19 protein-coding genes and 1 other RNA gene are annotated in these 20,927 nt (G+C 46.2%); 16 read left to right on the top strand and 4 right to left on the bottom strand.

The features are described from left to right. Positions 1-139: 139 nt before the first annotated feature. Both HRU21_02310 and HRU21_02315 read right to left on the bottom strand, forming a co-directional pair. Entirely contained in the window at positions 140-1,267 is a 1,128-nt protein-coding gene (locus tag HRU21_02310; GenBank protein ID NRA41123.1) for a DUF1214 domain-containing protein, read from the bottom strand. 22 nt (positions 1,268-1,289) lie between these two features. After that, complete coding sequence (locus tag HRU21_02315; protein ID NRA41124.1) at positions 1,290-4,202, bottom strand: insulinase family protein; 2,913 nt, start codon at positions 4,200-4,202, stop codon at positions 1,290-1,292. A gap of 275 nt (positions 4,203-4,477) precedes the next feature. Between HRU21_02315 and HRU21_02320 the strand changes: the two genes are divergently transcribed. Next, entirely contained in the window at positions 4,478-5,239 is a 762-nt protein-coding gene (locus HRU21_02320; protein NRA41125.1) for an SDR family NAD(P)-dependent oxidoreductase, read from the top strand. A 172-nt stretch (positions 5,240-5,411) separates the two neighbouring features. Here HRU21_02320 and HRU21_02325 read toward each other — a convergent pair whose 3' ends face one another. Further along, a complete protein-coding gene (locus HRU21_02325) occupies positions 5,412-6,182 on the bottom strand; it encodes an HAD family hydrolase (protein ID NRA41126.1) in 771 nt (256 codons plus the stop codon). After that, positions 6,182-6,475 (bottom strand): DUF1244 domain-containing protein, encoded by a 294-nt coding sequence (locus tag HRU21_02330; GenBank protein NRA41127.1) that lies wholly within the window; start codon positions 6,473-6,475, stop codon positions 6,182-6,184. The genes HRU21_02325 and HRU21_02330 overlap by 1 nt, the downstream gene beginning before the upstream one ends. A gap of 163 nt (positions 6,476-6,638) precedes the next feature. On the opposite strand from HRU21_02330, the gene ffs reads away from it, so the two are divergent. From ffs to HRU21_02405, 15 genes are all read left to right on the top strand, one after another. Further along, positions 6,639-6,735, top strand: an RNA gene (ffs, locus tag HRU21_02335) — signal recognition particle sRNA small type. Between the two features lie 227 nt (positions 6,736-6,962). Next, entirely contained in the window at positions 6,963-8,999 is a 2,037-nt protein-coding gene (gene dnaX / locus HRU21_02340; GenBank protein ID NRA41128.1) for a DNA polymerase III subunit gamma/tau, read from the top strand. A 25-nt stretch (positions 9,000-9,024) separates the two neighbouring features. After that, entirely contained in the window at positions 9,025-9,345 is a 321-nt protein-coding gene (locus HRU21_02345) for a YbaB/EbfC family nucleoid-associated protein (protein ID NRA41129.1), read from the top strand. A gap of 55 nt (positions 9,346-9,400) precedes the next feature. Continuing rightward, on the top strand, positions 9,401-9,991 hold the full coding sequence (gene recR / locus HRU21_02350) for a recombination protein RecR (protein NRA41130.1): 591 nt from the start codon (positions 9,401-9,403) through the stop codon (positions 9,989-9,991). Then, entirely contained in the window at positions 9,991-11,241 is a 1,251-nt protein-coding gene (locus tag HRU21_02355) for an HRDC domain-containing protein (GenBank protein ID NRA41131.1), read from the top strand. The genes recR and HRU21_02355 overlap by 1 nt, the downstream gene beginning before the upstream one ends. Positions 11,242-11,277: 36 nt before the next feature. Continuing rightward, complete coding sequence (locus tag HRU21_02360) at positions 11,278-11,574, top strand: YcgL domain-containing protein (protein NRA41132.1); 297 nt, start codon at positions 11,278-11,280, stop codon at positions 11,572-11,574. Positions 11,575-11,588: 14 nt separating this feature from the next. Next, on the top strand, positions 11,589-12,038 hold the full coding sequence (locus HRU21_02365) for a YcgN family cysteine cluster protein (protein NRA41133.1): 450 nt from the start codon (positions 11,589-11,591) through the stop codon (positions 12,036-12,038). A gap of 179 nt (positions 12,039-12,217) precedes the next feature. Next, entirely contained in the window at positions 12,218-12,742 is a 525-nt protein-coding gene (locus HRU21_02370; GenBank protein NRA41134.1) for a hypothetical protein, read from the top strand. Positions 12,743-12,747: 5 nt separating this feature from the next. Then, complete coding sequence (locus tag HRU21_02375) at positions 12,748-14,634, top strand: hypothetical protein (protein NRA41135.1); 1,887 nt, start codon at positions 12,748-12,750, stop codon at positions 14,632-14,634. 86 nt (positions 14,635-14,720) lie between these two features. Beyond that, entirely contained in the window at positions 14,721-17,567 is a 2,847-nt protein-coding gene (locus tag HRU21_02380) for a tetratricopeptide repeat protein (protein ID NRA41136.1), read from the top strand. Then, entirely contained in the window at positions 17,554-18,696 is a 1,143-nt protein-coding gene (locus tag HRU21_02385) for a hypothetical protein (protein ID NRA41137.1), read from the top strand. The genes HRU21_02380 and HRU21_02385 overlap by 14 nt, the downstream gene beginning before the upstream one ends. Further along, positions 18,693-18,980 (top strand): hypothetical protein, encoded by a 288-nt coding sequence (locus HRU21_02390; protein ID NRA41138.1) that lies wholly within the window; start codon positions 18,693-18,695, stop codon positions 18,978-18,980. Before HRU21_02385 ends, HRU21_02390 begins: the two co-directional genes overlap by 4 nt. Positions 18,981-19,154: 174 nt before the next feature. Beyond that, a complete protein-coding gene (locus HRU21_02395; GenBank protein NRA41139.1) occupies positions 19,155-19,772 on the top strand; it encodes a MotA/TolQ/ExbB proton channel family protein in 618 nt (205 codons plus the stop codon). A 55-nt stretch (positions 19,773-19,827) separates the two neighbouring features. After that, a complete protein-coding gene (locus HRU21_02400; protein ID NRA41140.1) occupies positions 19,828-20,421 on the top strand; it encodes a biopolymer transporter ExbD in 594 nt (197 codons plus the stop codon). Beyond that, a partial coding sequence (locus HRU21_02405; protein NRA41141.1) for a biopolymer transporter ExbD occupies positions 20,421-20,927 on the top strand: 507 nt, incomplete at its 3' end. The genes HRU21_02400 and HRU21_02405, both read left to right, overlap by 1 nt.

A 20,927-nucleotide genomic window follows, 5' to 3' on the forward strand; every position in this document is an offset into this window, starting at 1 on the left:
ATATTCGCTCATGCTTATCTCTTGTGTTTTTTATAGATTTTATCGAGTAGGTGACGAGTGTCCGAATTAACTGCATGATTACTAGCATGGTTATTTTTAGCGGTGATGCTGCTGCTAAACCATGCGTGTATCAGGTATCTCAAGCATCATCTAAGCTAATAAGACGACAGCGCGGCTCTGGATGTGTTTCTGCTCGAATCCAGCGCACACACATAGTGCCTTCGTTGCGCCCGCAGCTGTTCATCCAGTTAAGCGCTGCGGCATTAGCAGGGGGCTGCTTTGACACAATAATGCGCACGCTGCCATCGTCATTATATTTCGCCGTGTGTTGATTAAGATGCACGGCATAAAAACGGTAGTCGAGGCTTTCGAGCCAGTAGTTGCCTAGTTGAAAGTTCCAAAAATCACAGCGTGGCGGATGTAGAATGATTTCAAGGGCCTGATCATCATCAATTTTAAAATAGCTATGGTAATACGCAATATTGGGGTCGCCGCCTGCTTGTAAGGCCTTCTCTGGACTAAAGCGAGGCAGCTGATTGCTGTGTTGTTTAAACCCATCGGTCCATTGTTTAAAAAGATCGGCCGTCATATGCACAAAAAAAGCGGCACTTTTTAAGGCATTATCTACGCGGTAGGGTTCGAATGGGCGCGGCATATTGCTGCCGTCAATGCGCTGAATGCTAACCTTGGCCAGTTGCTCGTTGGCGTGGTCTTGACGAGTCTGCCTTACTTGCACCAGTCTTGTATCAAGACTCATCGGCAGCCAGTTTGCCGCATTAGCTGGCTGTTCAGTGGATAATACGATTTCAAAATTCCCAGCGGCATCCATCACGAGGTCTTTTGCCTCAAGATAGCCAGTGGTATCCAGCGAGCCGGTTTTGCCATAGCCACCTGCCTGAGTGCCAAAGCCTAAATAATGCACTGTGCCTCGATTGCCAGTAAGGCGGTATTGATATTTACCGTTTATAGGCGCAGCCAGATAAACATTGTCAGGATTGTCCATACCCATCTTGATCGTTTCACCAACCGGCTGGCGAAATACCGGGGCAGTGGTATCCGCGGCTTCTAGGTATGAGTCAAGCGCAGCTCGGGTTAATCGCGCTAAATATCGAAAGCCTTCGGCGCGGTCAAGCGGGTTGTCGGGCGCATCATTTGCTAACACTACCTCTTTGCCTGCGGTTTTTAACATGTCGCAAAATGTATCCCAGCTTTCACCGCTGGCTAAATTTGCTAAGGCTTGATCAATGGCCGACTGGTCCTGCGTCATTGGCTAATCCTAATTTGCGTTATTATAATTTTTTGATCTCGAGTCCCAGCTGCTTCAATTCATTACGGTTGCTCTCTGGTGCAATTACACCAAGCGAAAAAGTTTCGCTGCAAAGATAGCGCTTTGTTACGCTAATTAAGTCATCGAAGCTAACCGCAAGAACAGCAGCGCGAAAAGCCTGCTGTTGTGACTTGCTGCGACCAAATAATTGATTGTGACAAGCTTGCTTTGCTTCACTGGCCGGTGCGCTAGGTTTGTCAATTGAGGCGACTACGCCGAGAATGGCTTCTTCAAGTGCTGCTGGGTTTGCTGTTTGCGCTAGCATCCAATCAATCGCGCCAGAGAAGTCTGACAACGTGCCCGAAATTCGTGGGTCTCGGTATGAGTAAAATTTAAATGAGGCGGTATGGTTATCTTGGCTTGCACCAGCGCCATAGGCGCCGCCTTGTTCACGGATTGCGGTGTGTAAATAACCATTGCGTAGGTAGCCACCTAACACGGTTAATGCAGGCGCGTCGGGGTGACCGCCAGGTACAGTGGCGAAAACTTTGGCGCAAAAATTAATTTGGGTATTGCACAGCCAGGCGGTTTTATTATGGCTGCGGCTTGCTGCAAGCTCTAGCGCCGCGTTTGTGCTAGATGTATGCGAAAAAGATAAAGCCTTGGTCGCCGATTCAGCAAACTGCTCTAGGTTTTCGGCATCGCAAATGCTTAATAATTCGGCCGGCTGCGAGACTATACGTTGGTGCAGCGTATTCAGCTGATCAGCGAGTTCTTCAGCTGCGTTTGGCTCTTGCTTGAGCTTGTCATCTAATGCCTGAATCGCAACAATCGAGCTAATACCAGACCAGTTTTCGTTTAAGCGCGCAATCGGGCTTAGCGCTTGCGTAGCGCTTAGCATTGCATAGCTATGGCCCGCGCCACTGATGCTGTTTTGTTTGCGCATCCGTTGTTGACTAACAATATCTTTGATTCGATCATGCTCGTCAAAACGGATATGCTGCAGTGTATCACTGAGTAAGTTGAGCATGGCCTCTCGGTGTCGCTGCAATGATTTAGCGGATACGCATAAATAGGCTTGCACACTTTGTTCGCTATTAATATCGCTGCGAACCAAGGTGAATGCGCTAATATCACCCACTTCGGCACTTTGTCGATGTTGTACGGCGGTATAATTTTGCTCACCAATGCCGCACTCGGTTAATAGTTGACAGTAAAGAGGTAACAAATCGATTTGCGCAGCGCTCAGCGCAGGTATCGCAAACAGTAATTGCTGGTAGTGAATACCATTGGTGGCTTGTGCATAGCGATGGCTTTGTACGCCATTAATGCTGAGATTTTCACCTTCGGCATAGTAGATCGATTCTGGCACATCACTGAGATCAACCTTCGGTAAGATGCTAACATCATCATGCTGTTGCTGACGTTGACTAAGTGCTTCGGTCTGGGCAATGATATGCTGTGCCTGCTCGCTATTGAGGTGCGCCTTAATATCGCTAAGTTTGTTTGCCTCAGCCTTTTGTCTGGCTGCTGAGAGAGAGGTGTCTGGCGTCATCTCAAGCAGAACGCGATGCTGATTTTCGAGTAATAAATCGCGTATTAATTGCTTAATAAAATCAGCTTGTTTAATCGACTCTCTTAGTCGCTTAAGCACAGGGTCGAGGTCGAGTAAGGCTATAGGGTCGCCACGGTGAGTAACGCTGGGTAATGCATTTAATATAATTTGTAAGCCGTATGGGTAGCCATCACCGGTTATTTCGCGCTGACTGAACTCTAACTGATCAACAATGGCTTCTAGGCGCTCATAATCAACCCCTTGTTCAGCGATCGTGATAAGAGTATCTAGCACCTGTTGTTCAAAAGCTTTCGCCGCACCGTCTGAGGCGCCTTGTAAGCCACAACAAAATACCAGTTCTTGATAAGAATCTTCAAGTCCGCAAAGCGGAGAGGGCGCAGAACCCAGCTCGCTAGTTTCAAGCAGTTGCTGCAGCGGACAGGCGCTGTTTTCAAGCAGCACGTAGCTAAGCAATTGAGCCTGCATGACATCGTCAAGAGACGTGTTTTTGCCTAATAGCCAAGCAAGCACTAAGTGATTTTTTTCGCTGGTATCAGTTTCATCTAATGCATAGGCTTCGCTAATATGCAGCGGTTTTGAAAATCGTTGCTCGCGGGCGACACTTATTTCTGTGCTCGATGGTTCAAAGTGTTGCAAGGCTTGCTCATGCATTTGAGTTTGAATGTCTACAACATCGATGTCGCCAAAGCTCGCAAACATGGCATTGCTTGGGTGATAGTGCGTTTGGTAGAAATTGCGCAGCTCCTGATAGCTAAGGTCTGTTATATGCTCTGGATCGCCGCCTGAATTATAGTGATAGGTGGTGCTAGGGAATAAGTGCTTACATAAGGTTTGCCATAAGGTTGAACTGATTGAGCTCATGGCACCTTTCATTTCGTTGAAAACTACCCCCTTGTAAACCAGCTCAGAATCGGGGTTATTGGCTTCGGCGAATTCTAAACGATGGCCTTCTTGTAAAAAATCTAACTCATCGAGGCGTGCAAAAAAAGCCGCATCTAAATACACATCGAGAAGGTTGAAAAAGTCTTTTCGATTGGTTGAGGCAAAGGGGTAGGCTGTCCAATCATTAGAGGTGAAGGCGTTCATAAAAGTATTAAGTGAGCGTCGAATCATCATGAAAAATGGATCGCGAACCGGATACTTTTTACTGCCGCATAAAGCCGTATGTTCAAGAATATGCGCCGTACCTTTATGATCCATTGGCACTGTTCTGAAGCCAACTAAAAATACATTTTCTGGATTGTTGCTAGAAAAATGAAAATGGCTGGCGCCGGTTTGCCGATGCTTGAACTCAAATACTTCGGTATTAAGACTGGCAATGGGGTGTTGACGGATCAGGTCAAAGGCTGAATGCTGCATATATGAAACCGTGTGCTCGTATGATCATGGTTGTGAATGAATAGTCGTAAGCATATGTTGAAGCCTTAGCTTAACACAGAAAAATACGTTTCAGTTGTAAAGCTATCGTAATTACAGACCTATAAAAGTTATTTAATCATGCAAAATTAACGGATAAACTTCAGCTTCAGATGTACACGATAAATATGAGGTCTTCTTGTTCTGTCGCTCATCGGTGGGCAACACGATGTTTTGCTCACTAACCATCTTGGCACTTAATTATAATTTTATACATTATGCTCAAAAATGTTTTGGTCTTTGGCGCAACATCGGCGGTTGCCCGCGCAATGATGAATCAGCTATCGAAAAACGCTGGCAGCCAGTTTTATGCCGTTGCGCGAAATCAGCAGAAGTTACAGCAGCTGAGCTCGTCTCCGTTAAATATTGTTGCTTACCGTCAAGTCGATTTATATCAACCGCAAGATGATCAGCTGCATCAAATAGTCGATGAAGCTTATCAGGCCATGGGTGCGATTGATCTGGTGATCATTGCGCACGGGGATTTATTTGATCAGCTCGGTTCTGAGCGCTCTGGTGAAGTGCTCAGCGATACCATGACGCTGAATGCGATTTCGCCAATGCGCATTACCAACGCAGTGCTGCAGCGGCTTGACTCCATAGCTAAGCCTGAATGCAAAACTAAATTTGCGGTGCTCACCTCGGTTGCCGGTGATCGTGGACGACCACGAAACTTTAGCTATGGTGCAGCCAAAGGTGCGCTAAGCCTTTTTTTACAGGGTCTGCGCAGTGTGCATTATCGCAGTGAATATCAGTTTTATGATTTTAAACTGGGTCCAGTGGAGTCGCCGATGACGACCACGCATGCGAAAAACTTTTCTTTTTCACAGCCCGATCAAGTTGCTGCCATCATGGTGAAGGCCTTATACAGTCGTCGCTATGTACATTATGTTCCTGGATGGTGGCGCTGGGTAATGCTGGCAGTTTGCATGATGCCTGAGTGTATATTTCAGCGTCTCAGCTTTTTGTCGGCGCGCTGAGGCTCACTGCATAGCTCTAGTCTTATACCTATATTCAAACCGATCTGATCTGAACTGATCTAATCTGAGCATCTAGCCAAAGTATTTGCTAAAGCTTAACAGTGAGCGCTGGCTGCCTGTTCTTGCTTGAGCGCCTTTGTTTCGCAAAGGCCTATTTGAAACAAGCAAAGACTTAAGTGTGTGTCAGTAAGTCATCGATCAAACTGGGGATATCACTTGGGTGTGCAACCGTCCAATTTGCTTGGATACTCCTATCTGGCTGTTGCTCATGCTGCACCCAGACAGAGGCAATGTTGCTGTTCCTTGCGCCTAGTATATCGGTTGCAAGGCTGTCACCGATATGAATCACTTGTTCGGGCTGGCAATTGGCTAAGCGTAAGGCCTTGTCAAAAATGCTCTTATGCGGTTTTTCTGCAGGCTCAAGTCCGCCAATCAGAACATGATCGACATGCGTTGCCATATTTACCCGCTCTATCTTAGTAACTTGCGAAAATTCGGGTCCATTGGTGATGACAACCAATTTCAGCTGTTCTCGCATGCGCGTCAACCATGTGAGTATGCCAGGGAAAAAGTCGAAATACTTGGTCCTAGCGCTATCGAAACAATCTTGCAGCTGTTGCGCAAAAGCCAGTGACTGCTCTGCATTCAGCGCAATGCCGGCGTCAGTGATGAGGCGTTGAATCAGCGCGTGACGAAAATGCAGTTCACTTTGCTCAGCCAAGGGCAATAAATCGCGCTGATAGTCCGTCGGTAAATTTCGGTAAATACCCTGCAGATAACCATTGGCAAACGCTAGGGCGTCGAAGTGCTTACCCAACAGTTGACTGGCAAGCTGCGCCATATCTTGCAAGGCTTTGCGGTTGGCGCCTGTGGTATCGCACAAGGTTTCATCCATATCGAGAAACAGTGCTTTTAATTCAGTTGGGGGGCTGGGTTGCGGCATTAGGACGACTTTTTTGCTTCAAAGGCTTTCAATTGTGCTTCGCTCGCCGGCTTTTGATATAGCGATTTCCATTCGCTAAACGGCATGCCATAGATGATTTCACGGGCTTGTTCATAGTCCAGCGTTTGACCACGCTCCGCTGCAGCAGTGACATACCACTTAGCTAAGCAATTGCGGCAGAAATCGGCGGTAATCATTAGCTCAATATTTTGCACATCGTCTTTGTGTTTGTCTAAATGCGCCAGCAAGTGACGAAATACAGCGGCTTCAATTTCGGTTTGTTGATCTGACATAGCATAACCCTTGATTGTTTTATCTATTATCGGTGAATTAGTTGCTGAATCCAATCGGCTGCGAGAACTAATTGTCTGTGTGCGGATGTTTTTTATTGCAGTGGAAAACACTTGCGCTCATCCGCTGCATTGGTAATAATGCGCGCCCTGTTATGGTAGTCCTGGCAGGTCCTCTCGCAACGATACGCGGCAAACCCCGCCAGGCCCGGAAGGGAGCAACGGTAGCTGTTGACTCGTGTGCCGGGATGAGGCTTGTTAGGGCTGCCACCCCTCTTTATCTAATTTCTATTCTACTTCTATACTGTTTTTTTATTTGCCGGTAATTGCCACGTGCTTTTGTTCTAATATTTTTTCTATTTCGCTATTTCACGCTTGATTTGATTAGCTGCCTGCTAGCAAGCCCAATAGATCTGTTTTTTGCCGAAGCTGTGCTTATCAATGCAGCTTTTTCTGTGTCATAATGGACCAAATTAATAAGGTACATGGCATGAGCTATCAAGTTTTAGCGCGTAAATGGCGACCACGATTTTTCCGTGAAATGGTTGGTCAGGAGCACGTTCTGCAAGCATTGATTAATGCGCTCGACCATAACCGCCTGCATCACGCCTATTTGTTTACCGGTACTCGCGGTGTGGGTAAGACGACGATCGCGCGGATCTTAGCTAAATGCCTTAATTGCGAGGTGGGAGTGAGCTCTGAGCCTTGCGGTCAATGTTCAGCTTGCAAAGAAATCGCGGCAGGCAGCTTTGTTGATTTGATTGAAGTTGATGCTGCATCTCGAACTAAGGTAGAGGACACGCGTGAGCTTTTAGATAATGTGCAATATGCGCCCACTAAGGGACGGTTTAAGGTCTACCTGATCGATGAAGTGCATATGCTATCGACTCACAGTTTTAATGCGCTATTAAAAACTTTGGAAGAGCCGCCTGAGCATGTCAAGTTTTTGCTCGCTACCACAGACCCTCAGAAGTTGCCGGCCACGATCTTATCGCGTTGCTTACAATTCCATCTTAAAAACATGTCGCCTGAGCGCATTGTCAGCCATTTGCAGACTATTCTTGAGCATGAACGTTTACAGTTCGAGCCGCCAGCTTTATGGCTGCTTGCTCGTGCTGCCAATGGCAGTATGCGTGATGCGCTTAGTTTGACTGATCAAGCGATTGCATTCGGTACCGGAACGGTGCTTGAGCATGATGTTACGAGCATGTTAGGCAGCATTGATTTGAATGCTATTTACACCCTGACACAGGGGCTGATTGACTATAATCCACAGGCGATTTTGGCTGAAGTGGCTCGTCTGAGTGAACATGCACCTGATTTTGTTCAGGTGTTAGATGAGTTGTTGATGCTGCTGCATCGCATGAGTCTTGCGCAGTTAGATGCAGCATGCGTCGATAATAGTCAGGGAGACCAAGAGAAAGTGACAGCGCTGGCAGCGCAATTATCGGCTGAAGAGCTTCAGCTGTTTTATCAAATGGGTATTGTAGGTAAACGTGACATCAGCTTAGCGCCTGATATGCGAAGCGGCTTCGAGATGACTTTGCTGCGCATGTTGACATTTAGACCGCAGGGCGTGCAAGAGCCCCCGGTGCGAGATTTGCCAAGCCATGATCGAGCTGCTGGTGCAGATTTGCCGGCATCTCAAGCTGCGCATCCGGGTAACGTTGCCGAGCCTGATCAGGCTAAGGCGGGTAGCTTAAAAAAGCCTAGTGCGCCGATTGCGGCGACGGACAACCATCACATCGACATAAAAGTGCCGCTAGAGCCTACCAAGGCTGAGTTGGAGCTTAAACAAGCGAATGAGCCGTCTTTATCAGCGTCTAAACCAGAGTCTATTTCGGCGGCAGCGTATGCAACTGAAGCTGAGTTAGTATCTGAAAACGAGCCAGCAGTTGATGCAAACACTGTGTCAAAAGCTGCGTCAAAAGCTGAGTTAAAAGAGCAGCCAGCACCTCAGCAGACATCTGAGTCTGTACTAGAAATTAAAGCTCGGTCTGATGAATTAAATCACGCTAATAATCAAGATGCTCTATTTAAGGCTTCCGAGTCTGAAACCCCTGAGCCCAAGACGTCAATCGCGCAGCAGCCTGCCATTTCTGAGGCTGCATTGCCAAGCAACCATCAAGAATGGCTGGCATTGTTGCCAGCCTTACCCGTTGAGGGTTTGCTGTCGGCGATCTGTCAAGAATGTGTGTTAGTACAGGCCGCCTTGCCGGCGCTCAAATTTGTGATTAATCAGGATAATGCGCAATTGTTTAATGCCAGACATGCTGAACAGCTGCAGCAGCAGTTAGCAGCTGCAACTGGTCAAACGCCGGCTGTGAGCATTGAGCCGCTTGAATCTACTGAGTTTTCAGCGGCTGTTGGTAGTAAGCTGAGTGCTGCCGAGCTTGTTAATCGTCAGCAGCAGCATGATCAGGCGCAGGCCGAACAAGCCTTAGCCTCGGATGAATTGCTGGCAGATATGCTGTCAACATTTAATGGTCAGTTGATAGCCTCATCGATTAAAATAATCCCACAATGATCTATCGAGGACTTTTGGAGGTAATATGAAAGGTTTAGGCGATATGATGAAGCAGGCCCAGCAAATGCAAGAGCAGTTGCAGAAAGCGCAGGCTGAGGCTGCCGATAAGCGAGTGGTGGGTGAGTCAGGCGCAGGCTTAGTAAAGGTTGAGATGAATGGTCGTCATGATGTGTCGCGGGTATCGATCGATAGCTCATTAATGCAAGAAGACCAAGAAATACTCGAAGACCTACTGGCAGCGGCCGTAAACGATGCGGTAAGGAAGGTTGAGTCAAATAATCAGTCGATGATGAGTGATCTAACCTCAGGCATGAAAATGCCTCCGGGCTTTAAAATGCCGTTTTAATCACTTAAGGCTATGCGGACCTTATTTTTATGCACCAACTTTTAACTTCATCACTATGCTAAGTCCAGCTATCAAGCAGTTGATTGAGCATTTTACCTGCTTGCCAGGTATTGGGAGCAAATCAGCACAGCGTATGACTCTGCATTTGCTGCAGCGCGAGCGCGAGGCGGCACTGGCTTTGGCGCGCTCTTTAGAAAAGGTGATGTTGTCGACGCATAACTGTAATCGCTGCCGCAATTTCACGGAGCAAGAAACCTGTTCATTGTGCCTAGACCCCAGCCGAGATACGAGTAAGCTGTGTGTGGTTGAAACGCCATCTGAACTGATGGCAATTGAGAATAGTGGCAGTTATGACGGCTTATATTTCGTGTTGATGGGGCATCTGTCACCGCTCGATGGGGTTGGCCCTGATGAATTGGGGATTGATGCCTTGATAGAGCGCGTTGATGCGTCGGTGACGGAGCTTATTCTTGCTACCAATCCGACGGTGGAAGGTGAGGCTACCGCTGCTTTTATTGCTGAACTACTGCAAGCTAAGCCAGTAACTATCAGTCGTTTAGCGCAAGGCGTCTCGATTGGCAGTGAACTTGAGTTCGTCGATGGCGGCACCTTAGCGCATGCTTTAGCAAGCCGGCAAAATCTCTAATGCTTTCTCAATGCCAACACTGGCCTGTGGTGTTTGTCGATCAAGTTGACCAGCTTCAGCGGGCATTAGCTGCGATGCAGCAAGCATCAGTGCTCGCAGTGGACACGGAGTTCATTCGAACCCGCACCTTTTATCCAAAACTAGCGTTGCTGCAGGTCTGTGATGGCGAAAGCATTTTCTTAATTGATGTGCCGACGCTGGATGCCTCGGCTGGCAGCGCTGTTGATTCTGATGGTCAATTACGCGCGGTATTTTGTTACTGGCAAGCGTGGCTTGACCTGCTGCTAAATCCTTCGATTGTTAAAGTTTTTCATGCCTGCGAAGAGGATGTTGAGCTGCTTTATCACTATTTTGGCGTTTATCCCCAGCAGGTATTTGATACCCAGGTCGCTGCGGGGCTCTGTGCGCTTGATTATCCGATGGCTTATCAGCGTTTAGTTTCGCTGCTATGTGAGGTTGAGTTAGAGAAAGGCGACAGTCGCAGTGATTGGCTGCAGCGGCCATTAAGTGACAGTCAATGTCGCTATGCTGCTGATGATGTGCGTTATTTGTGGTTGCTACATGATGAGCTACAAACAAGGCTTATCTCGCGCAGTTTGCTTGCCGCGGTTTTTAGTGAATACCATTTAATTGTGCAGGGTCTTGATAAAGGTGACTTTGCTGATGCCTATTTGCGCATCAAGTCGCACCATCGGTACTTTGGCGCAGCCTTGCTGAGGCTGCAACGCCTTGCGCAATGGCGTGAGCAGCAGATGCGTGCGCTTGATCTGCCGCGGAATAAAATTGCCAGTAATGATGCCATATGCCAGCTTGCTCAGCAGGGCGAGCGAGCGCTGTCTTACCTTACTAAGATTGATGGTTTGCCTGCAGTGACGGCAAAAAAACATTATCCAGCTTTAGCTGAAATTTTAAGCTGTCAGTTTTCACAGGCACAAATTGACCAGGCCAAAGCAGTGCCTAAAGCTCTGCAAATACGCCGCACCTCATGGCAAAAACGGCTCAAGCAGCGTCTGAGTAAAGAGGCTGAGCAGTCAGGGATTGCCAGTAGTCTGTTGGTGAAAAAGCAGCCTATTGCTCAGCTGTCGGATCTTATCTGTCAGCCATCCGCAGTGACGGATGAAAAAACCGCTTCGCCCATTGTTGAAAATGCTTTGGCGCAGCTGCTGACCAGTTTTGGCTGGCGTGGTTCGTATTACGCTGAGGCGGTCAGTAATATTGAGCACAAAGCTAGCGCATTGCTTGAAGAATGAGCAAGCTTTTCGCAAGCATCAAATTGAATATCTGAAATGCAAAAAATATGTGAAATTTTTAAAAGCCCACGGATCGATGGCATGTATCTCTATGTGGAAAAGACCGCTGGGTTAAAATCTGTGCCAGAGGCTTTGCTGCATCGCTTTGGGTTGCCGCAGTCGGTGATGACCATGTTGCTTAAGCCGGGTCAACGTTTGGCAAGTACCAGTGCTGATAACGTTTTAGCGGCTATAGAGCAACAGGGCTTCTATTTGCAGCTGCCTCCTAGTGCGGATGCTGAAATGCAAGCCATGGCTAGTCAAAACAGTAAGTTGTCGGCCGGACCAAGTTGACGGAGCCTGTCTTGATGAACGATAAGTCGCTGCCTTTTTGGCAGCAGAAGTCGCTGCAGCAAATGACTCAAGAAGAATGGGAATCTTTATGTGATGGCTGTGCTAAATGTTGTTTAATTAAGCTGCAGGATGAGGACACTGACCAGGTCGCTTATACCAATGTGGTGTGCCGTTATATGGATCAGGATAACTGTCAATGCACCGAGTATCAGCAGCGCAATCAACTTGTGCCACACTGTGTTTGGCTAAAGCCGGAGATGGTGGATCAGTTCTTTTGGCTGCCAGACAGCTGCGCCTATCGTTTAGTGGCTGAGGGAAAGCCACTCCCTAGCTGGCATCACCTCATCAGCGGTAGCCGCAATACCGTGCATCAGTCGGGAAACTCGGTGAAAGATAAGGTTTTAAATGAGGCGTTTATTGCCGAGGATGATTTACAGGAATATATCATTCACTGGGTTGAGTAGCCTGTTTTGCATAAGTTTATCGCCATGAGGCATGATTTTCATGCGATAAGCCGGGCTATCGCGCACTTTTATACGCTCAACATATTGTGTTCACTTCCTGCTCATGTAAAATCAAACCTCATATACAAAGCTTGCTCGGTTTGGTATCTGGTTTTTTCGATAATTATAAGAATTAAATAATGACTTCATTTTTGCACAGATGTTTATCTCCCATTTTATTGCTGCTTATTCTGCATATTGCCACTATGGCTCATGCGTCAATGCAGGACAGTATTGATCAGCTTCAGGCAAATGCTGCCGATATTGAGCGTGATATTGGTCTCTTAGAGCAACAGCTGTTATTTCCGCCATTGACCCGAGTTCAGGTTTTTTTACAGTTCTCACCTGAGCTTAATTTTTCTTTGAATAGCGTTATTTTGCTGATCGATGGTGAAGAAAAAAGTTTTCATATTTATGACCAAAAAGAACTCACCGCACTTCAGATGGGCGGTATTCAGAGCTTTTGGGAAGGAAATGTCGGCATCGGTCCGCATACCATGCTTGCTCGTTTTAAGGGTAAGAGCAGAGATGGCGATATCGTAGAAAAGTCTGTGAGCTACCAATTTAATAAAGATGATAGTGGCTCAACGTTTGCGATTCAGATACTGCCTGAACAAGATAACGAAACACCTAAAATTGCATTGAAGGCTTGGGAACGCAGGTAAAGCAGATGTTCAAGCCAGTAGCCCAACATTGGCTTTTGTTGCTGACGCTGTTCTGTTCAAGTGTTCATTCGCTTGCTCAAGAAGACGACCCCTATTTAGGCGTTGCAAAGTATCAGTTTTACAAAGGTGAGTATTCTCAAGCCCTTACCACACTGAGTCAGGCTGAATCACTTTGGCCCGTTAACGATGTAATATCACGCCAGCTCTTGGCTGCTGAAGTGCTTATTGAGCAGGGTCGATTCGATTCGGCGGCTAAGATTTTTTCAGATTTGCCGCTGTCCTCTGTGCAGTCATCCGTGCAAGCTTCACAGCAAGGCGCTGCAAAAACATCAAATCCAAACGATTTAACATTGCTTGAGCAAACTGCATTCCCGTTGGCGAAGTTAGCCTTTGCTCAAGCTGATTGCGCCGCTGTAATAGAGCAGTTAAATAGCAGTAATAAGCTAAGCGCTTTGCAGCAGCTCGAGGGTTTATATTTTAAATCGGTCTGTGTTGCCGGCAGTGAGCTTCTTTCTCTTGCCGATCTTGAGACGCTAGAAATGCAAATGAACCAGCTGTTATCATCTGCTGACGTTAATCAGGCGGTTAAGCAACATGGCCATTGGCTGGCCTATAGCAATTTTAATTTAGCGGTTGCTGCTAACAGATTGCAATTAGATGCTAAGGCTGATCAGTTTTTTGCTGAGTCTATTCGCTATATCGACGCGTCTTCAGAGTCCGCTGCATTTAGAAATAAGGTGTTAATGACACGGGCATTTTCAAAATATAATGCCAATTTGTATGATGAGTCACTGAATCTTTTTGCTGAGCTAGATATCAACGGCTTATGGGCTGATCAAGCTCTGTTAGGCTATGGTTGGTCTGCTTACTATACCTATAACCAAGGCATGGCGATTGAAGCCTGGCGCCAACTCATTCATTTACCCTATAAAACTATCAGTGTCTACGAGGGTATGATTGCGATTCCCTTTGTGCTGGAAAAATCAAATTCTTTTGCTAGAGCCTTAGACGCTTATGACTTTGCTGTGCAAAATTATAGCCAAGCGTTAGAGGAAATAAGTCAACTTGAAGCAAACATTTCTCTTGATGGGATTCGTAAACATGCTGAGGATTATTTAAGAAATCAGCAGGTCAATAAATCCATTGAGCCGCTGCACCCCACTTTAGCCGGGGTGTATGCAAAAGGTGCATTTCGCCAGGCTGTGACGGAAATCGGTGATTCCTTGGCGGTACTTCAGCAAGTACAGCAAATGCAAACGCGTCTTGAGTTGCTGAATGATGTTTCTGCTTGGCGCCCAGTGGCTGCTAACAGTAATGTTTTGAACGCACCAAAACAGGCGCTTATGAGCCGCTTAGATCAGCAGCTTGAGTCGCTTGATATGCTAAGTCAAACTGCGTTTTCAGAACGCATTATGATGGAGAAGCTGNCAGATTCTACACAAGGCTATGTGCANCAGTGGCAAGCACTTGCAAGCGCGGCTGGTTCCGATNCGCAGCTTTCTGCGCGGTTAGAACGCTTGCGCAAAGTATTATTATTTAAAGCAGTTGAGCAAGGCGCTTACGACCTAACAATGCTTAACGATTTTGATCAGCTCATTCAAGAGCAGCACCGTTTACGCTCTCGTGTCAGCAATCTCAACCAAACTTCAAATCAATTGAGTCGTTCATACAAGCAAGCCGATGCTGCAATAAGTATGTTAAAGCAGCGTGTCGCTTCTCTGCAAGCTGATGCAGAGCGCGCAGCATTGATTGCTCAGCAGCGCTTGCTGGATTTAACTTTGGCTGAGTTAAAAGGTTATAAACAGACTATCGCTGAGTTCCAAAAGCATGCACGTATATCACGTGCACGATTGAAAGAGGAGTTTTACCAACTTGGAGGGCAGAAACTTTGAGCTCTTTAAAGTTACTTGGTTTGCTTTTCACGGCAGTTTTTATTCTACCTTCCTGCGTTTTGACAGAAGGGCGGCCGCAAGAGAATGTGACGAAGTTGGGTGATTTAGTGCCTATTTATTTAGCGCCTAATAACGATATTACTAAAGTCGGCACTGAAGAATTGTTAGATGCCTACAATGGTTTACTTGCAAGTGTTGAAGACGAGGATGTTTTAGCTGAGTCAGCTTTTCGTAAAGCCGATTTAGAATTGGCGCTGCAAGATCAGCTTGCTGAGAAAGCTGAAGCCGATGGTGATGATAGTTTTGTACCAAACTATGATGCCGCGATTAATAGCTATGAGCTTGCGCTGCAACAGTATCCTGATCAAACAGATAATGATCAAAGTTTATACCTATTGGCCAAGGCTTATGATCTTTCGATGAATCCTGAGATGACATTGCAGACGCTGACCCGACTGGTTGAGCAATATCCCGATTCGAAGTACATGGTTGAAGCACAATTTCGGCGCGGCGACTTTCTGTTTGTCAATGATGATTATGCATTAGCTCAAGACGCATTTAGTTATGTGGTTAATAACGGCGTTGGCACCGCATTTTATGAGAATGCGCTCTATATGCAGGGTTGGAGCCAATTTAAACGCAATGACTATGATGCGGCAGTAAGAAGTTTTGCTGCTGTGTTGGATAGAAGCATGCCTGCAGATGGCAAGCTTGATGGTGTGCCGGATACTAAGCGCTCTCTGGTTGATGACAGCCTGAGGGTGATGGCGATCACCTTTACTTATCTTGATGGCTATCGAACGATCGACCAACTCTTTGTTGAGTTAGAGGGCAGAACTTATAAAAGTCTGCTATATGAGCAGCTAGCTGATTTATATATTTCGCAGCAGCGCTATCGTGATGCGATTGACACATTTGAAGCCTATATTGCGCTTAATCCTCTAGAGCGTGAGGCGCCTTATATTCAATCTAGAATCCTCGATACCATGGTACAGGCAAAATTTTATCGTGAGGCCTTTGCTAAAAAAGAAGAGTTTGTCGATACCTATAATCAAAACAGCGATTACTACCGCTTTAATGATGAAGAAGCGAGAGAATACGTTACCTCATTCTTATATGTTTATATTGATGAGGTGGCGCGTTTCTATCACGCTAAGGCGCAAAAATCGAATGCGCAATCTGCTGCTCGCTCCTCTGCTAAACGGGCTGAGATGCAGGCAGACTATCGTAAAGCGATTGAGTACTACGAATTATTTATCACTAGCTTTACCGACGACTGGCATACTCCCGAAAAAGTATTCTATGTGGCTGAGGCCTATGCTGAACTTGGAGACTTACCGAAAGCGGTGACCAATTATGAGCGCTCGGCCTATGATTATGGCATTCATCCTTTTTCNGAAGAAGCTGCTTATGCATCCATTCTTGGTTACAAACAGCTGTTAGAAAATGCTGAGCAAGCTCGTCAAGACGAGGCGATTGATATAGCCAAGCAGCGTAAGCTGGCGGCACAAATCGCTTTCGCAAAAACTTATAACTTCAGCCAATACGCAAGACCAGTTCTGCTCGACTCGATTGATATGATGTACAACGAGCAAGAGTATGCCATGGTGATTGACCAGGGTAGGCGTTTTCTGGATATCAAGCCCGCGCCCGACACACAGGAGAAAGTGGCGATTTGGACTTTAATTGCACACAGTGAATTTGAAACTAAAAACTATGCTGAGGCCGAAAGCTCATATCTGCAGGTATTATCATTGATGTCGGCTAACGACAAGCGTCGCAGCAATCTGATCGATAGAGTGGCAGCCAGTGTTTATCGTCAAGGTGAGATTTTTGCAAATCAAGCCATGCAGTTTGAAGAAGAAATGCTGCAGTATGAAAAAATGGGTGATCAGGCCAGCGTTGATGCAAAACAAGAGCAAGCCATTGAACTTAAACTGCAGGCGGTTGATGAATTTCTTCGTGTGGCGGTGATATCGCCAAGTTCTAAATTTAGAAAAACCGCTGAATATGATGCCGGTGCCTATTTGTTGCAGGCCGAGCAATGGCCTAGAGCCTTACAAGTGCTGAGCGATTACCGTAAACGTTATGACCCCAAACGTAAAGACCTCGATATTACCGGTAAAATTATTGCAGCCTATGAAGGCCTCGATAATTATCAAAGTGCGGCAGATGAGCTGCAGTTTGTGCTACGGAATGAAAAAGATCCTGAAAAACTGCGAGTGGCTCAGTATTTAGCGGCTGAATATTATGAGAAAGCCGGTAATGAAAAGCGTGCATTGGAATCGTATCGTGCCTATGCCAATAAATACCCTAAACCTTTCGATTTGGCGATGGAGACGCGCTATCGCTTGTCGGAGATGTATCTTAAGCAGGGTGATGAAAGTAAGCGTCGCTTTTGGCTAGATAAAATTATCGTAGAAGAGAAAAAAGCTGGCGCGAATTCAACCGCACGTGCTAAATACCTTGCTGCCTTTTCTCGCAATGTTTTCGCCAAAACGTATTACGATGACTTTGCCAAGATTCGTTTAACCGCCCCTTTATATAAATCGCTGGATAAAAAACAAAAGGCAATGGAGTTAGCACTTAAAAAATATGAGCAAGTGATGGCTTATCAGGTGCAAGAATTTACGACGCAATCAACCTATTATGTAGCCAGTATTTATGCCAAATTAAGTGCTGACTTATTAGCCTCAGAGCGGCCAAAAGGCTTAGATGAATTGGCGCTTGAAGAATATGGTTATCTGTTAGAAGACCAAGCGTTTCCGTTTGAAGAAACCGCTATTGAAACGCACCAAGCGAATATCGAAAATAGCTGGAACGGTTTCTATGACCAATGGGTTGATAAAAGTATTAAGGCCTTGAGTGAATTGATGCCGGGCAATTATGATAAAGTCGAGAACGCAGGGGAGCTTAGTCGTGTTATTTACTAAGTTAAACGCTCTGCTATCACGTACCTTTCTGATTGTGCTAGGTGTGTATTTAGCTGCCTGTGCGGCGCCGTCGCCTGAGCGAGATCCAGATAATCCTAATAATCAGCGAAGCTCACGCTATGAGAATATTACCCCGCTAGATCAGTCTATTGATATGGATCGGGTTGAGTATGCTGACGGTGTTGAGCTGCCCGACGATAGTATTAATTATTACGATCAGCCACAGTATGCTGATGCTGCTGAATCTGAGGGTATGCAGTCTGACACTGCAGCTGATGCTTCTATCGCGGCTGTCTCGGATCAAAATATTAACCCCTACGATAATCCTGTATATGCTGACAATGCAATCATGGGTGGCGCTGTGCTGCCGCGGGTTGATCCTATAGTACAGTTTGGGCCTAACCCCTATATACAAAATGCACCCTATGTAACTGATGCTGTGATAGCTGACTTCAATGCTGCTGTTACCGCGCTTGAGGCAGATGATAGCGCTCGCGCCGCAGATATCTTTGAGCGCCTTAGTCAAGAGCAGTTACTTTTGTCAGGTCCAGCCTATAACCGTGCGGTGATTGCTTATCAACAACAGGATTACGTGGCTGCAAATCAGTGGGTTGATATTGCCATTAATCGCAATGCGCTTAATTTTGATGCTAAAAATTTAAAAGCAACATTGCTTCGTCGGCAGGCTAAGTTTACTGAGGCTGAGGCGGTCTATCGCGATATTATTCAAGCTTGGGGTGGTTATCTGCCAGCTTATAAAAACTTAGGTATCTTACTTGACCTGTATATGGGTAAATCTGCTGAGGCACTAAGGCAATATCGGCTTTATGATCAATTTAGCAGTGTCGAAGATAAGCAAGTAGAGGGCTGGATTGCTATTTTATCGCGCCAGCTTGAGCCTGCTGCGCCGCAAACATCAAGCGCTAATCAGTTTGATACAGCTTATAGCGACACTGCGTCTATTCCTGCTAGTAATGTTGAGGGTGTCGAGAGCGTTGGGAGTGTCGAACCCATTGACAGTACCGAAAGCGCTGGCAGCTCAGATAGCACTGAAAGCTCAGATGGCCTAGCTGAGGATCTTATGCCCTCTGATGATGATCTGAGCGACATGCAGGAGACAAGCTTATGAGGTCATTAAGCTTTACCCTTTTAATAGCACTATGTTTCATGGCGGCCATGCCTAGTCTTTATGCACAGGAGGTTTTGACGATCGAGTCAACCGTTACCGGCAGTAAAGAGCAGCCAAAGGTAATAAGTATTGTGCCATGGCAAGACGCCGATAAACCGGGCTATTATGGCAGTGATTTGACCGGGCTTGATGAGTTGGGCGGTGAGCTTGAAGTTGAGCCTCTGAATCGCGAAAGTTTTATTCAAGAAGTGAATTACATTCGCGCTACGCGCCAGAGCCAATAAAAGCCGCATACTTAATCTTAGCGGTTGCTATTGAGGCGTGAACGGCTTCTATATTTGTAAAATACCGCTATGATAGGCGCTGATAATAATAACGAGTCATACAAGCAAGAGGCTTGCCCTTAAATCGCTGTATTTCTAAATCCTTAACTAAAAATCTTTCTCATAGGTGTAAATATGGACACTATTGTTCTCTTTTTTCAAGATGGTGGTGCGTGGATGTACCCGATCGCTGTTGTTCTTGCTGTGGGTCTTGCGGTAGCAATTGAGCGCTTCTTATTTTTGAGCCTGGCTAAATCTTCAAACCGAAAAGCGTTTGACACCATGTTGCCTTATATTCAAAAAGGACAATTTGATGCCTTAGTGAAAATGGCTGACACCTCGGCAGCTCCGGTATGTCGTATCGTTGGTGCTGGTGCAGCGCGCTATAAGCTGTCGCAAGATCGTGATGACGCCTCGGTTGCGATGGAAGAGGGCTTGATGGAAGCTACGCCGCGCCTTGAAAAACGTACTCAGTATCTTGCCACCTTAGCAAATATTGCAACCTTGCTGGGCCTATTAGGCACGATTATGGGCCTAGTTGATGCGTTTTCGGCGGTTGCTAATGCTGAGCCATCTGAAAAAGCCTCAATGTTATCGGCAGCTATTTCAACTGCCATGAATACTACAGCCTTTGGCCTGATTGCAGCAATTCCCTTGTTATTGGCGCACACCTTTTTGCAAACCAAGACCACTGAGATTGTCGATAGCTTAGAAATGGCTAGCGTTAAATTTATTAACTTGGTTGCACGTTAATTCACTTACTTGCTTATCGAATACATTTTATAAATTCAATACGTGAGGCAGTCGAATGCGTCGAATGAAAAAAGCCAAGAAAGATGCTGATTTAGACATCACATCTTTCATGAACCTGATGATTGTGCTGGTTCCTGTGCTTCTTTTAAACATGGTGTTTACGCAGACAATGGTGCTTGATATCAAGCTCCCTGCAGATGTTGAAAATGCAATTACGCCAAAAGATAAAGAAGCCAAGTTCGACTTTGAACTGATGGTGCTTGAGAGCGGTTTACTGTTCAATGTTAATAAAGCACCTATTTGTAAGTTTGAAAAAGTTGATGGTCAGTATGACTTCAAAGGGTTGTCAAAAACACTGCAGCTGTGGAAGTCAATTGCAGAACAAAAATTCAATGAAAATAAAGCCGAAGATGCCGAGTATCGCCCTAAGAAAGATATCCTATTGCTGCTAGGCGAGAAGCAAAATTACCAAACTATTGTTTCGATGATGGACACTTTGCGTTCCTACCCGATTGTGGTGTCGGGAGCGGTAGAGCACGCCGAGCTTATGCCGGATGTGTCATTTGGTGACCTGCCCGAAGGTGCTGAGCAGGCTTTTGCTGCGGTTGAGGCACGCAAAGGCGATGCGCGAAAGGGGGTGTGTGAGTAATGAAGCACTCAAGAAAAGCCGCCCGCATGGCGAAAAAACATGCACGCGCGAATAAAGTTTCGGCACTTAATCTTACGGCATTAATGGATATTTTTACCATCTTAGTATTTTTCTTGATGGTGAATTCTGGCGATAGTCAAAAGGTTAAAGATACGGAAACCATCTTGTTGCCGCGTTCGATTGCCGATAAGGCGCCGAAAGATACGGTGATTCTAGCTGTCGATGCGAGCGATATTTCGATTCAGGAGCAGCCTGTTATATCGATTGAAGCGATCAAGGCGATGAAAAATGAAACCAGCGAAGACGATATCATTCCTGAGCTCAAAGATGCTCTGCAGCAAATTGCAGCCTCTAAGCCAGAGTTGAGTGAAATTGAAAAAGTCTTAGGTCGCCCGATCACTATTCAGGGTGACCAGCAGGTGCCCTATTTGGTGCTGAGAAAAATCATGGCCACCGCTGCAGTTGCTGGCTATCGCGATATTTCTTTGGCGGTAGTGCAGCAAGAG

The sequence above is a fragment of the Pseudomonadales bacterium genome (genome assembly GCA_013215025.1).
Lineage (GTDB): Bacteria > Pseudomonadota > Gammaproteobacteria > Pseudomonadales > DT-91 > DT-91.

What these genes read in the sequence shown, in the direction of transcription:
- HRU21_02325 (NRA41126.1), bottom strand. Translation starts at nt 6,182, where the DNA reads ATGCCGCAACCCAGCCCCCCAACTGAATTAAAAGCACTGTTTCTCGAT.
- HRU21_02345 (NRA41129.1), top strand. Translation starts at nt 9,025, where the DNA reads ATGAAAGGTTTAGGCGATATGATGAAGCAGGCCCAGCAAATGCAAGAG.
- HRU21_02370 (NRA41134.1), top strand. Translation starts at nt 12,218, where the DNA reads ATGACTTCATTTTTGCACAGATGTTTATCTCCCATTTTATTGCTGCTT.
- HRU21_02400 (NRA41140.1), top strand. Translation starts at nt 19,828, where the DNA reads ATGCGTCGAATGAAAAAAGCCAAGAAAGATGCTGATTTAGACATCACA.
- HRU21_02330 (NRA41127.1), bottom strand. Translation starts at nt 6,475, where the DNA reads ATGTCAGATCAACAAACCGAAATTGAAGCCGCTGTATTTCGTCACTTG.
- HRU21_02320 (NRA41125.1), top strand. Translation starts at nt 4,478, where the DNA reads ATGCTCAAAAATGTTTTGGTCTTTGGCGCAACATCGGCGGTTGCCCGC.
- HRU21_02365 (NRA41133.1), top strand. Translation starts at nt 11,589, where the DNA reads ATGAACGATAAGTCGCTGCCTTTTTGGCAGCAGAAGTCGCTGCAGCAA.
- HRU21_02360 (NRA41132.1), top strand. Translation starts at nt 11,278, where the DNA reads ATGCAAAAAATATGTGAAATTTTTAAAAGCCCACGGATCGATGGCATG.
- dnaX (NRA41128.1), top strand. Translation starts at nt 6,963, where the DNA reads ATGAGCTATCAAGTTTTAGCGCGTAAATGGCGACCACGATTTTTCCGT.
- recR (NRA41130.1), top strand. Translation starts at nt 9,401, where the DNA reads ATGCTAAGTCCAGCTATCAAGCAGTTGATTGAGCATTTTACCTGCTTG.
- HRU21_02355 (NRA41131.1), top strand. Translation starts at nt 9,991, where the DNA reads ATGCTTTCTCAATGCCAACACTGGCCTGTGGTGTTTGTCGATCAAGTT.
- HRU21_02315 (NRA41124.1), bottom strand. Translation starts at nt 4,202, where the DNA reads ATGCAGCATTCAGCCTTTGACCTGATCCGTCAACACCCCATTGCCAGT.
- HRU21_02310 (NRA41123.1), bottom strand. Translation starts at nt 1,267, where the DNA reads ATGACGCAGGACCAGTCGGCCATTGATCAAGCCTTAGCAAATTTAGCC.
- HRU21_02395 (NRA41139.1), top strand. Translation starts at nt 19,155, where the DNA reads ATGGACACTATTGTTCTCTTTTTTCAAGATGGTGGTGCGTGGATGTAC.
- HRU21_02390 (NRA41138.1), top strand. Translation starts at nt 18,693, where the DNA reads ATGAGGTCATTAAGCTTTACCCTTTTAATAGCACTATGTTTCATGGCG.